Here is a 14093-nt window from a genome sequence, read left to right as displayed (position 1 = left end):
CTGGGTCAGGCGCTGGGTCAGACGCTGCGTCAGGTGCTCGGTCGGGCGCTGCTTCAGGCGCCGCCCCGGTAGCCGCGCACCGCCCCCGGGGCCAGGCGGCGGCCGATGCTGACCTCCCACACCCCGCCGTCGAAGCTCTCGAAGACGAGCAGCCGGCCGACCCGCACGGGCACGTCGGCTGCCCCGCTCCCGACCTCCTCGACGTCCTCGACGTACTCGACGAAGTCGCACGACCCGCTCGGGCCGGTGCCCGTGTCGCCCGTGGCGGTGTACGTGGCGTGCCCGGAGCTGTCGAGGGTCCACGAGCTCCCGTCCATCGTGACCCCCGCCGGGTCGGGCTCGCCGAAGAGGTCGTAGCGCGGCGTCCAGTGCACAACCGTCACCCCGCCCCGGGGGCGGATCGAGAGCCACTCCTTCGGGCCGGGCGAGGTCTGCACGCAGTGCTCGCGCCACTGCGTGCCGTCCATGACGAAGTGCAGGCTGCCGATGACGCGGCGCTGGCGGCCCTCGAGCTCGAGCACAGCCCCCGGTGCGACCTGTGACGGCCGCAGTTCTGCGCGCATGCACCCCTCCTCGTTCACATGGTTCTCACAGGGTAGTCAGGTGAGGGCGTCCGAGCCCGCCGAACCGAACCCGCGCGTAACTTCCGTGCCGCCCTGTCGTTTCCCCCGTAGCCGAGTCGAGACGGCCAGGAAGACAAAGGTGGATGCCACATGGGTGTGGAGATCGCGGTCACAGGTCTGACCAAGACCTTCGGTTCGCAGACGATCTGGCGGGACGTGACCCTCACGCTTCCCGCGGGGGAGATCTCCGTCATGCTCGGGCCCTCGGGCACGGGCAAGTCGGTGTTCCTCAAGACGCTCGTCGGACTGCTCAAGCCGGATGCCGGGTCGATCGTCATCAACGGTCGGGACCTGACGCGCCTGCGCGAGGCCGACCTCTACGAGGTGCGCAAGCTCTTCGGCGTCCTCTTCCAGGACGGCGCCCTCTTCGGCTCGATGACCCTCTACGACAACGTCGCCTTCCCGTTGCGCGAGCACACGAAGAAGACCGAGGCCGAGATCAGGCGGATCGTCACCGAGAAGATGGAGCTCGTCGGTCTCTCCGGCGCCGAGGGCAAGCTCCCCGGCGAGATCTCCGGCGGCATGCGCAAACGCGCGGGCCTCGCCCGCGCCCTCGTGCTCGACCCCGAGATCCTGCTCATCGACGAGCCCGACTCCGGCCTCGACCCGGTGCGCACCAGCTACATCAACCAGCTCTTCGTCGACCTCAACGCACAGATCGACGCGACGTTCCTCATCGTCACGCACGACATCAACACGGCCCGCACGGTGCCGGACAACATCGGCCTGCTCTACCACAAGCACCTCGCCATGTTCGGTCCGCGCGAGATGCTGCTCAGCTCCGAGGAGCCCGTCGTGCGCCAGTTCCTCAACGCGCAGACGATCGGCCCGATCGGCATGTCGGAGGAGAAGGACGCCGACGAGCTCGCCGCCGAGTCCGGTCAGGAGCTGCCGCCCCTGCCGCCGATCGCCCTCCAGCTCGCGACGAGCGACGGCCAGCCGCGCCGCGCCGAGCGCCCCGCCGGCGCGTGGTGCCGCGACAACGGCGTCACCCCGCCGCCCGGGTCGTTCGAGTCGCGCAACGCCGGCATCCCCGGTGTCCGGGTGGAGGTGGGCTGACGTGGCTGCACCCCTCACCGGCGTCCTGCGCCAGTCCGGCTCCCTCTTCGCGCTCGCGCTCGACGTCTTCCGGGCCCTGCCCAAGCGGCCGTTCCAGGTCAAGGAGTTCATCCAGCAGGCCTGGTTCATCGCGAGCGTCACGATCCTGCCGACCGCCCTCGTGTCGATCCCCTTCGGGGCCGTCATCGCCCTGCAGCTCGGCACGCTGACCCGGCAGCTCGGCGCGCAGTCCTACACCGGAGCCGCGAGCGTGCTCGCCGTGCTGCGTGAGGCGAGCCCGATCGTCACCGCCCTGCTCATCGCGGGGGCCGGCGGCTCCGCCATCTGCGCCGACCTCGGGTCCCGCAAGATCCGCGAGGAGATCGACGCCATGGAGGTGCTCGGCATCAGCCCGATCCAGCGCCTCGTCGTGCCGCGCGTCCTCGCCTCGATGCTCGTCGCGGTGCTGCTCAACGGACTCGTCTCGGTGGTCGGCGTCGTCGGCGGCTACGTCTTCAACGTCATCGTCCAGGGCGGCACGCCGGGTGCCTACATCGCGAGCTTCACCGCGCTCGCGCAGCTGCCGGACCTCTGGACCGCCGAGATCAAGGCCCTGATCTTCGGGGCGATCGCCGCCGTGGTGGCGGCCTACAAGGGGCTCAACGCAGGTGGCGGGCCGAAGGGCGTCGGTGACGCGGTCAATCAGAGCGTCGTCATCACCTTCATGCTGCTCTTCGTCGTCAACTTCGTCATCACGGCCGTGTACTTCCAAGTCGTCCCGCAGAAGATCTGAGGAGGCGACCATGGCGACCAAGACCGAGAAGGCGACCCGCAACGCGAGCGCCGAGAAGCTGCTCGACCTCGCCTCGGGCCCCTCCCGGGCGCTCGACTCGCTCGGCGAGCAGATGCGCTTCTACGTGCGCTCGCTCGCGTGGAGCGGCCGCACCCTGCGCCGCTACAAGAAGGAGGTCATCCGGCTGCTCGCCGAGGTCTCCCTCGGCACCGGCGCCCTGTCCGTCATCGGCGGCACGGTCGGCGTCATCGCCTTCCTCGCCTTCTTCACCGGCACCGAGGTCGGCCTGCAGGGCTACTCCTCGCTCGAGCAGCTGGGCACCGGAGCCTTCACCGGCTTCTTCTCCGCCTACCTCAACACCCGCGAGATCGCCCCGCTCGTCGCGGGGCTGGCGCTCGCCGCGACCGTCGGGTGCGGCTTCACCGCCCAGCTCGGGGCCATGCGCATCTCCGAGGAGGTCGACGCCCTCGAGGTCATGGGCATCCCGTCGCTGCCCTTCCTCGTGACGACCCGCATGATCGCCGGCTTCATCGCCGTCATCCCGCTGTACGTGCTCGGACTGCTCAGCTCGTATGCCGCGACGCGCTTCATCTCGACGGCGTACTTCGGCCAGTCCGAAGGCACGTACGACCACTACTTCCACCTGTTCCTGCCACCGGGTGACGTGTTCTGGTCGTTCGCGAAGGTCATGGTCTTCGCCGTCGTCATCATCCTCATCCACTGCTACTACGGGTACACCGCCTCGGGTGGCCCGGCCGGTGTCGGCGTCGCGGTCGGCACCGCCGTGCGCACCTCGATCGTCGCCATCAACATCGTCGACTTCTTCCTGTCCCTCGCCATCTGGGGCGCCACGACGAGCGTGAGGATCGCCGGATGACCGCCCCGCCCACCGACGCCGTCAAGGACGTCTCCACCCAGTCGACGCCCGGGCCGCTCACCCAGCACACGCGCAAGCGCCTGGGACAGAAGGCATACGGCCTCGTCTTCCTTCTCGTGCTCGCGCTGCTCGTGGGCCTCGCCATCGCGTCGTTCCAGAAGCGCTTCACGCCCGTCGTCCTGGTGACCCTCGAGACGGACCGCCTCGGCAGCCAGCTCCAGGAGAGCTCTGACGTCAAGCTGCGTGGCCTGCTCGTCGGCGAGGTGCGCCGCATCGACGCCACCCCCACGGGCGCCCGGCTCGAGCTGGCCCTGCAGCCCGACGAGGTCTCCCGGATCCCGTCCAACGTCAGCGCGCGGCTGCTGCCCAAGACCCTCTTCGGGGAGCGCTACGTCGACCTCGTGACGGCGGCCACCCCGGCCCGACCCATCCGGGCCGGCGACGTCATCCCGCAGGACCGCAGCAAGGTCTCGATCGAGCTCGAGACGGTCCTCGACAACCTCTACCCGCTGCTGCGCACCGTCCAGCCGGCCAAGCTGGCCACGACGCTCAACGCGCTGTCGACCACCCTCGACGGCCGCGGTGACCAGATCGGCCGCAACCTCGTGCTCGTCGACCGCTACCTCAAGGCCCTCAACCCGAGCATGCCGACGATCCGACAAGACATCTCGCTGCTCGCCGACACCGCCGACCTCTACGCCGGTGTCGCCCCCGACTTCTTCCGGCTCACCGAGTCCCTGCGTGTCACCAACAAGACCATCGCCCTGAAGGACCAGCAGCTCGCGGCCTTCCTCGTCGGCACGGCGGGCTTCGCCAACGAGGCCGCCGGCTTCCTGCGCGACAACGAGCAGCGCATCATCCAGGTCGGGCAGGTCAGCAAGCCCACCCTGCAGCTGCTCGCGGAGTACTCACCCATCTACCCGTGCGTCGCCTCGGGCCTCGTCAACTGGCTCCCGCGCGCCAACGCGGCCTTCTCCGGTGGCACCTTCCACATCACCCTCGAGGTCGTGCCTCCCCGGCAGCCCTACCGCCCCGGCGAGGAGCCGCGCTGGGACGACAAGCGCGGACCCCACTGCTACGGGCTGCCCACCCCGAACGGCTCGCAGTCGAACCCCTTCAAGGGCAACCACTTCGACGACGGCACCCAGCCGGCGAGCAACGCTCAGCCCTTTTCCGCCCTGCCCCAGGCGATGCTCGGCAACGCCTCCGCGGCGGACTCCGGCAGCGCCGGCACCGCCGAGGAGCAGCGCGTCGTCGGAGCGCTCCTCGCCCGCAACGGGCAGCCCGCGGACGACGGCTCCAGCGGCATCCAGACCCTGCTCGCAGGACCCATGATGCGCGGCACGGTGGTGAGCACCCGATGAAGGTCAAGGGCTCACTCATCAAGCTCATCGTCTTCGCGGCGGTCACGCTCTTCGCGACGAGCATCCTCGCGCTGACCATCGCCAACATCCAGCTCGGGTCCAAGGCGACCTACACGGCCGACGTCAGCGACGCGACGGGAGTCATCCCGGGCCAGGACGTCCGCATCGCCGGCGTCCGGGTCGGTGAGGTCACCGACGTGCGCGTCGCCCCCGGCTCGACGTCCGACGGCGCGACGGCCCAGATCGACTTCTCGGTGCTCAAGAGCTCGGTCCTCACCCAGGGCACCGAGGTGACGGTCAAGTACCGCAACCTCGTCGGCCAGCGCTACCTCGCGCTGACCCAGGGCGCCGGCGCCCCCGCGCCCCTCGCCGACGGCTCGACCATCCCGCTGTCGCGCACCCACCCGGCGCTCGACCTCACGGTGCTCTTCAACGGCTTCAAGCCGCTCTTCGCCGCGCTGTCGCCGAGCGACGTCAACGAGCTGTCGGGCCTGCTCATCCAGACCCTGCAGGGGGAGGGCGGCGACGTGAACACGCTCCTGGCCAAGACGGCCAGCCTGACTTCCGCGATCGCCGACCGCGACGCCGTCATCGGTCGCACGGTCGACAACCTCAACACCGTGCTCGGGACGGTCGACGCGCACGACCAGCAGCTGCTCTCGCTCATCGACCAGCTGCAGCGCTTCACGAGCGGCCTCGCGGCCGACCGCGAGACGATCGGCCGCTCACTGTCCGGCATCAACACGCTGTCCGCCGAGACGGCCGACCTGCTCGTCTCCACGCGCCCGCTCATCAAGGACGACGTCGCCCAGCTGCGCACCCTCGCGACGACCCTCAACAAGCCGGCCAACGTCAAGGAGTTCGAGGACTTCATCACGGGCGCCCCGGGCCGCATCATCACCTTGACCCGCACGGCGACCTACGGGTCGTGGTTCAACTTCTACCTCTGCAAGTTCGACACCAAGAGCCCGCTGCTGCCCGGTGTGACCCCCACCTACGACGTGTCGTCTGCGAGGTGCCAGTCGTGAGCATCCCCTTCCGAGAGCGCAACCCGGTCCCGATCGGTGCGATCGGCCTGATCGTCATCGCCGTGGTGCTCTACCTGGCGTTCAACGCCTCGAACCTGCCGGTCATCGGCGGGGGCACGGACTACAGCGCCGCCTTCTCCGAGGCCGGTGGCATCAAGCCCGACGACGACGTGCGCATCGCGGGCGTCAAGGTCGGCAAGGTGACCGGGGTGGACCTCGAGGACGGTCACGTCCGCGTCGACTTCACCATCACCGAGGACGCGAGCTTCGGGCCCCAGACCGGCGCGTCGGTCCGCATGAAGACGATCCTCGGCGAGAAGTACGTCGCCCTCGACCCCAAGGGCCAGGGCCAGCTCGACGCCGGCGCGCAGATCCCCGTCACGCGCACGGTCAGCTCCTACGACGTCATCAACGCCTTCCAGGACCTCACGACGACGACCGAGCGCATCGACACCGACCAGCTCGCCAAGTCCCTCAGCGTCATCGCGACCGAGTTCAAGGACAGCCCGCAGTACGTCAGGGCCACGCTCGACGGCCTCTCCCGCCTCTCGCGCACGGTCGCGAGCCGCGACGCCGAGCTGGGCTCGCTGCTCAAGCGGGCCAACAGCGTCAGCGGTCTCGTGCGCAGCCGCAACGAGCAGGTGAGCACCCTCATCAAGGACGCCGACCTGCTCATGGTCGAGCTCGTGAAGCGCCGCGACGACATCCGCACGCTGTTCCGCAACACCTCGGCGCTGTCCAAGCAGCTGACCGGCCTCGCCCGTGACAACCGGGCCCAGCTGAAGCCCGCGCTCGCCGAGCTCGACAAGACGCTGGCCATGCTGCAGAAGCACGACGCGGACCTCGAGAAGACGATCCAGGCCATGGGGCCGTTCACCCGCGTCTACGCCAACACCCTGGGCACCGGGCGCTGGTTCGACACGTGGGTCTCCAACCTCGTCGTCCCCGTGGGCACTCCCGGTCTCGCCCTCCCGGGCACGAAGCTGCCCGACCTGCTCCTTCCCGGCACCTCCGGAGGTGGTCGCTGATGCCCGCCCGCGAGAGCTCAGGTCGTATGCCGTTCGGCCGGCTGCACGCCCCCGTGACCGTCCTCGGCAAGCTCGTCACGGCCCTCGTCGTCGTCGGGCTCGTCGCCGCCGGCGTCGTGTTCTGGCCGCGCCAGGCCCAGACGTCGGTCAGCGCCGACTTCACGCGCGCGGTCGGGCTCTACCCCGGTTCCGACGTCCGCATCCTCGGCGTCAAGGTCGGTCAGGTCGACAGCGTGACCCCCGAGGGCGACCACGTGCACGTCACCTTCAGCTACGACGACAAGTACCGCGTGCCGGCCTCGGCGCAGGCCGCCATCGTCGCGCCGTCCCTCGTCTCGGACCGTTACGTCCAGCTGCTGCCGGTCTACAAGGCCGGCCCGGCACTCGCAGCCGGGACGCGGATCCCCATGTCGCGCACGGCGGTTCCCGTCGAGCTCGACCGCGTGTCGCAGAGCCTCGACGACCTCATGGTCGCCCTTGGGCCCGACGGCGCCAACAAGGACGGCGCCCTCAACGACCTGCTGCGCACCTCCGCGGCCAACCTCGACGGCAACGGCGACAAGATCAACGGCACGGTGCACGACCTGTCGACCGCCCTGTCGACCCTGTCGGGCAGCCGCGACGACCTCTTCGGCACGGTGAAGAACCTCCAGTCCTTCACCTCGATGCTCGCGACCAACAACGGCCAGGTGCGCCGGCTCAACTCCGACCTCGCGACCGTCGCCACGCAGCTGAGCGAGGAGCGCGAGAACCTCAAGGCGACGCTCGAGAGCCTCGGTGTCGCCGTCGACGAGGTGTCGGGCTTCGTGTCCGACAACCGCGCCCTGCTCAAGAGCGACCTCGACCGTGCGGTGGCCGTCACCGGGACGATCGCCAAGAACCGTCAGGCGCTCGCCCAGGTCCTCGAGAACGCGCCGGTGGCCCTGTCGAACCTCCAGAACGCCTACCACCCCCAGACCGGCACGCTGGACACGCGCAACAACGCCAAGGGCCTCGACGACCCGTTGCTGCTCATGTGCTCGATCCTCACCGGCCCCACCCGGACCGGGAACACCAAGCTGTGCGACGCCCTCAAGAAGGCGCTGCTGCTCAAGCTGCCCACCCTGCCGTCGCTGCCGAACGGCGCTGCGCTGCAAGGCACCCCGCAGCCGAGCGGTCTCGTCGACCTGCGCGGCGCCGACCCCACCCTCGGCGGACTGCTCGGAGGATCCCGATGACGTATGCCGTCCGCTCCCGTTCCACACGCCGGTGCGCCGTCGTCGTGCTGGCCTCCCTCGCCCTCGGTGGGTGCAGCGCGTACGACCTGCCCCTGCCCGGTGGCGCCGGCACCGGTGACGACTCGTACACCGTGACCGCCGAGTTCGCCGACGTGCTCGACCTCGTGCCCCAGTCGTCGGTGAAGCTCAACCAGGTCACCGTCGGCCAGGTCGAGGACATCCAGGTGACGGGCTGGACCGCGACCGTGCGGTTGCGCATCCCCGGCAACGTGGTCCTGCCCGACAACGCCACCGCCGAGCTCAAGCAGACCTCGCTGCTCGGCGAGAAGTACGTCTCCCTCGCACCACCGACCGACGCGCCTCCCCAGGGTCGGCTCGGGCAGGGCGACCGCATCCCGCTGTCGCGCACGAGCCGCAACCCGGAGGTCGAGGAGGTCCTCGGCGCGATGTCCCTGCTGCTCAACGGCGGCGGTGTCGCGCAGCTGAAGACGATCGAGGCGGAGCTCAACAACGCCCTGCGCGGGCGCACCGGCGACGTCAAGGACCTCGTCACGCAGCTCAACACCTTCGTCGGGGGACTGGACGCCCAGAAGGGCGATATCGTCCGGGCCATCGACAGCATCGACCGGCTCTCCTCGACCCTCGCGAGCAACCAGGCCAAGATCGCCGCCGCTCTCGACGAGCTGCCCAAGGGCCTGAAGATCCTCGCCGACCAGCGCCGACAGCTCACGGCGATGCTCACCGCCCTGCGCGACCTCGGCGAGGTCGGCACCCGCGTCATCCGCGGGTCGCGGGCCGACCTTGAGGCCAACCTCCGCGCGATCAGCCCGATCCTGCGCCAGCTCAACAAGGCCGGCGACGACCTGCCGAAGAGCTACCAGCTGCTCCTGACCTACCCCTTCCCGAACAACGCCCAGAGCACCATCAAGGGCGACTTCACCAACCTCTGGGCGACGCTCGACACCAACCTCGACACGATCGCCGGCAACCTCGGCGTCGCGAAGCTCCCGAAGCTTCCGGGCATCCCCGGCGTCCAGCTGCCCTCGGTCCCGCTGCCGTCGGTGCCCGTGCCGTCCGTCCCGCTGCCCAGCGTCAAGGTGCCCTCGGTGCCGGGCGTGCCGCTGCCCACGACCCTGCCCGGCGGGCTGCTCGGCTCGAGCCCCTCCGGTGCGTCGGGCGCCGGGGGTGCCGACGCGGCGTCCTGGTCCACGCTCTTCCCGACGGGAGGCTCGCGATGATCACCCGCACCGTCCGGCTCCAGCTCGCTGCCTTCGCCCTGCTGTCCGTCACCCTCGTGGCGATCCTGTCGGCCAACTACGTCGGCCTCACCGACAAGATCGCCGGAGGCAGCTACGTCGTGTCCGCGGACCTCGCGCAGTCCGGCGGCATCTTCGTGGGCGCCGAGGTGACCTACCGCGGGGTGACGGTCGGCAAGGTCGAGGCGCTGCGCCTGTCCGGCAACGGCGTCGCCGTCGACGCGAGGCTCGACCGCGGCACCGAGATCCCCAAGGACACCTCGGCCGTCGTCGAGAACCGCTCCGCGGTGGGGGAGCAGTACCTCGACCTCCAGCCGCGCACCTCACGCGCCCCGTTCCTCGCAGCCGGTGACGTCATCCCGCGAGCCCGCACAGCCTTCCCGCTCCGCATCGACCAGCTGCTGCAGCACGTCGACGACACCGTGTCGTCCGTGCCTCGCGACGCGCTCGTGACCTCCGTGGACGAGCTCGCCGAGGCCTTCAAGGGTGGTGGTTCCGACCTGCAGCGGCTCATCGACTCGGGCGACTCCCTGACCGCCGCCGCCTCCGAGGCGCTGCCGGAGACCACCCGTCTCATCGACGACGGGCGGATCGTGCTCGACACCCAGGTCAGGAGCGGGGACGACATCCGCACCAGCGTGTCCGGCTTCGCGAACGTCGCCGGCGCGCTGCGCGAGGCCGACCCCGACCTGCGCGTCGTCCTCGACCGGGGCTCGGTCGCTGTCGAGCAGCTCGACGCCCTCATCTCCGAGAACAAGCAGAGCCTGGCAGCGCTCCTCGCCAACTTCATCACCATCGGCAACGTGACGACGGCCCGCCTCGACGGCATCGAGCAGCTGCTCGTCACCTACCCCGACGTCGTCACGGGTGGCTTCTCGGTCGTTCCGGGAGACGGCACCGCCCACTTCGGTCTGGTCCTCAACGTCGATGACCCCAAGGCCTGCGAGGCCGGCTACGAGGGCACCACGAAGATCGACCCGCACCGCACCACCGGCCTGCCCCCGGTCAACCTCGACGCCCACTGCGCCGCCTCGCGCGGCTCGGGGGTCAACGTGCGCGGCGCGCAGAACGCCCCGAAGCCGACCCGCGGGGGCCAGAGCGGCCAAAGCTACCCGATGGCCTTCGGGGCGACGCCCGTGGCTCTCGGCAACCGGGCCGTGACCTCGGGCAGCCCTTCGTCGTTGTCCGTACAGTCGCCGGTCGCTCCGACCGGTGACGCACGGACCGACAACGGCACGAGCTGGCTCTGGATGATGCAGGAGGCGCTCCGCTAGCCGGTGACGGAAGGAAACCCCTCGATGACGATGGTCACCACCCGCTCGGAGGCAGAGCGGCCCCCGCGGTCGCCCGAGCCCTCGGCACACCCGGACCCCGACGCCGACCCCCAGGGCGCAGACGCCGCCGACGCCGCTGACACCGTGCAGGGGGCCGGTCCCCATGACGCGCCACGTGCGGGCCTCAGGGGTGTCCGCACGTGGCGGCCCACACCCCGCCTGCTGTGGGCCGTCACCGCAGTGCTCCTGCTTGCGGCGGTCGCCGTCGCGGCCACCCTCGGCCGGACGGCGTGGCAGCAGCAGCGCGAGGCCGACAACGGCGCGGCTGCCCTGGCTGCCGGCAGGCAGATCGCCGTGAACTTCGTGACGATGAACGCCGCAACGTTCGACGCCGACACCAAGCGCGTGCTCGCCGAGTCCACCGGCGCGTTCCAGAAGGAGTACGCCTCGACGCTGGCGCAGCTGAAGCCCGTCGTCACGGCCAACAAGACCGTCTCGACGGTCGAGCGCGCCGAGGCCTCGCTCGTCTCGAGCGACGACGACTCCGCCAAGGTCATCGTCGGGGTCGTGGCCCCGACCTCCAACGCCTCCACCCCCACGGCGGAGAAGAAGACGTACCGGCTCCGGCTCGACCTCGTTAAGGTCGGCGACGCCTGGAAGGTGAGCACTCTTGACTTCGTCAGCTGATCCCCGCCGCCCCGCCGCCCCGGCCGGCGCCCGCAAGCGCGTGGCAGGCGCCCGTCGCCGCACCCCCGCCACGGGCGGGCCCTCCTCGACGCTGGTCCTCGACCGCCCGACCACGTCGAGCGAGGCCGCCGACGAGCCCGTCGTGGACGCGCCCGCCGTCGACCGCGACCTCGACGACAGCGCCCGCACGTCAGCCCCGTCAGCCCCGTCAGCCCCGTCGGAGGAGAAGGCGCCACGCACGTCGGCGGGCCTGTGGGTCTCCGCCATCGCGGCCACCCTGGCGCTCGCGGCCCTCGTCGGCTCCCTCGTCTACGCCCTGCGCCCGAACTTGGGCGACGGGGACCGCAGCGCGGCCGTCGGCTCGGCGCGGACGACGCTCGAGAGCCTCCTCAGCTACAGCGGTGCCTCCTTCGACAAGCACGTCGACGAGGTCACCCCGCAGCTGACCTCCCCCTTCAAGGACCAGTTCACCAAGGTCGCGGCCACCGACATCAAGCCCATGGCCGTCAAGAACGACGCCACCGTCCAGGCGAAGGTCTACGACGCCGGCGTCATGGACGCCACCGGCGACGGCGGCGAGGGGACCACGGTGCGGGTCATGGCGTTCGTCAACCAGGCCACGACGACCAAGGCCCAGCAGGCCCCGGCCATCGACCAGAACCGGGTGATCGCGACGATGCGCAAGGTCGGCGACCGCTGGCTCGTCAGCGAGCTCTCCGCCTACTGACCCCACACCCCGCGGTGGTCCCGCGGTGTCCCGCGGTGGTCCCGAGGCCACCTCAGGAACACCGCGGGGCAGGGTGTCCTGGACCTCGGACGCCCTGCCGGCCCTGCGGCATACTGCACGCTGTGAAGCTCATCCAGGCCAATGGCGTCCCAGAGTCCCTCGCACGCGTCGACCAGCCGCAGGCGCCACCCGTGCGCGTCGCGCTCGTCCAGCACGAATGGGTCGACGACCCCGCTGCGCTCGTCGATACGCTCCGGCACGGCATCCGCACCGCGGCCGAGGCGGGGGCCGCGATCGTGTTCCTGCCCGAGCTGACGCTCTCGCGCTACCCGGCCGACACCCTCCCCGAGGGCACCCCGTCGGCGACCGCTGAGGACCTCGAGTCCGGCCCGACGGTCACCTTCGCGCGCGCCGCCGCCCGCGACTTCGGGGTGCACGTGCACGCCTCGCTCTACGAGCGCGCCGAGCAGGGCGACGGCCTCGGCTTCAACACCGCCGTCGTCGTGGCGCCGTCCGGCGAGGTCGTGGCCCGCACCCGCAAGACCCACATCCCGGTCACGGCCGGCTACTACGAGGACAAGTACTTCCGGCCCGGCCCGGCCGACGACGCGTACCCCGTGGTGGCCCTCGAGGACCCGTCGCTCCGGCTCGGTCTGCCGACCTGCTGGGACGAGTGGTTCCCCGAGGTCGCGCGGCTCTACTCCCTCGGCGGCGCCGAGGTGCTGTGCTACCCCACGGCCATCGGCTCCGAGCCGGACCACCCCGACTTCGACACCCAGCCGCTGTGGCAGCAGGTGATCGTCGGCAACGGCATCGCCAACGGGCTCTTCATGGTCGTGCCCAACCGCTTCGGCACCGAGGGCCTCATCACCTTCTACGGCAGCTCCTTCATCTCCGACCCCTACGGTCGGGTCCTCGTCCAGGCCCCACGCGACGAGGCCGCCGTCCTCGTCGCCGACCTCGACCTCGCGCAGCGCCGCGACTGGCTCGAGCTCTTCCCCTTCCTCGAGACCCGCCGTCCCGACTCGTATGCCGCCCTGACCGCTCCCGTGCGCGACGAGCACCGTCGCGAGGGGGAGCAGTGACCGACGCCCCCGCCTGGGTCATGCCGTCCGAGACGGCGCGGCACGACTGCACGTGGATGGCCTGGCCGAGCCAGGGCTACACGCTGGGCGACAGCCTGGACGAGGTCGAGACGGCACGTCGCACCTGGGCTGCCGTCGCCAACGCCGTCGCCGAGTTCGAGCCGGTGCGCATGGTCGTCGTGCCGGACGACCTCGCGGTCGCCGAGGCGCTGCTGCACCCGGACGTCGAGCTCGTCCCGGCGGCCCTCGACGACGCCTGGATGCGCGACATCGGCCCGACGTTCGTGCGCTCCGTCGACGGTGCGCGGCTGGGTGCGGTCGACTGGGTCTTCAACGGCTGGGGCGCCCAGGCCTGGGCCAGCTGGGAGCACGACGCTCGCATCGGCGCCTTCGTCGGCGGCCTGAGCGGCGCCGAGGTCGTCGGCTCGACCCTCGTCAACGAGGGGGGCGGCATCCACGTCGACGGGCTCGGCACCGTGCTGCTCACCGAGACGGTGCAGCTCGACCCGGGACGCAACCCTGGCCTGACCAGGGCCGACGTCGAGGCCGAGCTGGCCCGCACCATCGGCGCGACGACGTGCATCTGGCTGCCGCGCGGCCTCACCCGTGACTACGACGAGTTCGGCACCCGGGGCCACGTCGACATCGTCGCCACGATCCCGAGCCCCGGAGTCGTGCTGCTCCACGAGCAGCAGGACCCCTCGCACCCCGACCACGCTGTCTCGAAGGCGCTGCGCGAGGTGCTCGAGGACGCCCGGGACGCGCGCGGCGAGCGGTTCGAGGTCGTCGGAGTGCCGGCGCCGCGGACCCTGGTCGACGACGAGGGACCGGTCGACTGGTCCTACATCAACCACCTCGTCGTCAACGACGGCGTCATCGCGTGCACGTTCGGGGACGAGCAGGACGAGGCCTCCCTCGCCGTCCTGGCCGAGGCCTACCCCGGACGCCGGGTCGTCGGGGTCGACGCGCGTCCGCTCTTCGACCGCGGAGGCGGCATCCACTGCATCACCCAGCAGCAGCCGTCCCTCTGAGGTCGAGTGCTCACTTCCGGACGTTCCGCGGCGAAGACCGTCTTGGCCGTGACTGTCCGGAAGTG

General features: G+C 70.8%; 14 protein-coding genes. 13 read left to right on the top strand and 1 reads right to left on the bottom strand.

The genetic code is table 11. The annotated features are described in order from the left end of the window. Positions 1–53: 53 nt before the first annotated feature. Positions 54–563 (bottom strand): DUF4178 domain-containing protein, encoded by a 510-nt coding sequence (locus U5C87_RS21510; RefSeq protein ID WP_330474431.1) that lies wholly within the window; start codon positions 561–563, stop codon positions 54–56. A gap of 150 nt (positions 564–713) precedes the next feature. Here U5C87_RS21510 and U5C87_RS21505 point away from each other — a divergent pair, with 150 nt between their 5' ends. From U5C87_RS21505 to U5C87_RS21445, 13 genes are all read left to right on the top strand, one after another. Then, complete coding sequence (locus U5C87_RS21505; protein ID WP_030194132.1) at positions 714–1682, top strand: ABC transporter ATP-binding protein; 969 nt, start codon at positions 714–716, stop codon at positions 1680–1682. Between the two features lies 1 nt (position 1683). After that, positions 1684–2454, top strand: coding sequence for an MlaE family ABC transporter permease (locus U5C87_RS21500; protein ID WP_142176951.1), 771 nt, complete (start codon positions 1684–1686; stop codon positions 2452–2454). Between the two features lie 10 nt (positions 2455–2464). Next, positions 2465–3331 (top strand): MlaE family ABC transporter permease, encoded by an 867-nt coding sequence (locus U5C87_RS21495; protein WP_443082085.1) that lies wholly within the window; start codon positions 2465–2467, stop codon positions 3329–3331. Continuing rightward, complete coding sequence (locus U5C87_RS21490; RefSeq protein ID WP_330474430.1) at positions 3328–4695, top strand: MCE family protein; 1368 nt, start codon at positions 3328–3330, stop codon at positions 4693–4695. Before U5C87_RS21495 ends, U5C87_RS21490 begins: the two co-directional genes overlap by 4 nt. Further along, complete coding sequence (locus tag U5C87_RS21485; RefSeq protein WP_330474429.1) at positions 4692–5723, top strand: MCE family protein; 1032 nt, start codon at positions 4692–4694, stop codon at positions 5721–5723. The genes U5C87_RS21490 and U5C87_RS21485 overlap by 4 nt, the downstream gene beginning before the upstream one ends. Next, entirely contained in the window at positions 5720–6751 is a 1032-nt protein-coding gene (locus tag U5C87_RS21480; RefSeq protein ID WP_330474428.1) for an MlaD family protein, read from the top strand. Before U5C87_RS21485 ends, U5C87_RS21480 begins: the two co-directional genes overlap by 4 nt. Next, positions 6751–7968, top strand: coding sequence for an MCE family protein (locus U5C87_RS21475; RefSeq protein ID WP_330474427.1), 1218 nt, complete (start codon positions 6751–6753; stop codon positions 7966–7968). Before U5C87_RS21480 ends, U5C87_RS21475 begins: the two co-directional genes overlap by 1 nt. Next, complete coding sequence (locus tag U5C87_RS21470) at positions 7965–9206, top strand: MCE family protein (protein WP_330474426.1); 1242 nt, start codon at positions 7965–7967, stop codon at positions 9204–9206. The genes U5C87_RS21475 and U5C87_RS21470 overlap by 4 nt, the downstream gene beginning before the upstream one ends. Next, on the top strand, positions 9203–10498 hold the full coding sequence (locus U5C87_RS21465) for an MCE family protein (protein WP_330474425.1): 1296 nt from the start codon (positions 9203–9205) through the stop codon (positions 10496–10498). Before U5C87_RS21470 ends, U5C87_RS21465 begins: the two co-directional genes overlap by 4 nt. A 24-nt stretch (positions 10499–10522) precedes the next feature. After that, positions 10523–11185 carry a hypothetical protein gene (locus U5C87_RS21460; RefSeq protein ID WP_330474424.1) on the top strand — a complete coding sequence of 221 codons (663 nt, stop codon included), beginning with the start codon at positions 10523–10525 and terminating at the stop codon, positions 11183–11185. Continuing rightward, complete coding sequence (locus U5C87_RS21455) at positions 11169–11912, top strand: hypothetical protein (protein ID WP_330474423.1); 744 nt, start codon at positions 11169–11171, stop codon at positions 11910–11912. The genes U5C87_RS21460 and U5C87_RS21455 overlap by 17 nt, the downstream gene beginning before the upstream one ends. Positions 11913–12034: 122 nt before the next feature. Further along, positions 12035–12997 (top strand): nitrilase-related carbon-nitrogen hydrolase, encoded by a 963-nt coding sequence (locus tag U5C87_RS21450; RefSeq protein ID WP_330474422.1) that lies wholly within the window; start codon positions 12035–12037, stop codon positions 12995–12997. A gap of 20 nt (positions 12998–13017) precedes the next feature. Further along, entirely contained in the window at positions 13018–14028 is a 1011-nt protein-coding gene (locus U5C87_RS21445) for an agmatine deiminase family protein (protein ID WP_330476733.1), read from the top strand. The last annotated feature ends 65 nt before the right edge of the window (positions 14029–14093 follow it).

This window comes from Terrabacter sp. C0L_2 (assembly GCF_036352015.1).
In the GTDB taxonomy this organism is placed as follows: domain Bacteria; phylum Actinomycetota; class Actinomycetes; order Actinomycetales; family Dermatophilaceae; genus Terrabacter; species Terrabacter tumescens.
This window is presented reverse-complemented; position numbering and strand designations above follow the sequence as displayed.

Bases quoted from the DNA above. Each gene is read 5' to 3' on its own strand.
- U5C87_RS21510 (WP_330474431.1), bottom strand. From the start codon at position 563: ATGCGCGCAGAACTGCGGCCGTCACAGGTCGCACCGGGGGCTGTGCTC.
- U5C87_RS21505 (WP_030194132.1), top strand. From the start codon at position 714: ATGGGTGTGGAGATCGCGGTCACAGGTCTGACCAAGACCTTCGGTTCG.
- U5C87_RS21495 (WP_443082085.1), top strand. From the start codon at position 2,465: ATGGCGACCAAGACCGAGAAGGCGACCCGCAACGCGAGCGCCGAGAAG.
- U5C87_RS21490 (WP_330474430.1), top strand. From the start codon at position 3,328: ATGACCGCCCCGCCCACCGACGCCGTCAAGGACGTCTCCACCCAGTCG.
- U5C87_RS21485 (WP_330474429.1), top strand. From the start codon at position 4,692: ATGAAGGTCAAGGGCTCACTCATCAAGCTCATCGTCTTCGCGGCGGTC.
- U5C87_RS21475 (WP_330474427.1), top strand. From the start codon at position 6,751: ATGCCCGCCCGCGAGAGCTCAGGTCGTATGCCGTTCGGCCGGCTGCAC.
- U5C87_RS21470 (WP_330474426.1), top strand. From the start codon at position 7,965: ATGACGTATGCCGTCCGCTCCCGTTCCACACGCCGGTGCGCCGTCGTC.
- U5C87_RS21465 (WP_330474425.1), top strand. From the start codon at position 9,203: ATGATCACCCGCACCGTCCGGCTCCAGCTCGCTGCCTTCGCCCTGCTG.
- U5C87_RS21460 (WP_330474424.1), top strand. From the start codon at position 10,523: ATGACGATGGTCACCACCCGCTCGGAGGCAGAGCGGCCCCCGCGGTCG.
- U5C87_RS21445 (WP_330476733.1), top strand. From the start codon at position 13,018: ATGCCGTCCGAGACGGCGCGGCACGACTGCACGTGGATGGCCTGGCCG.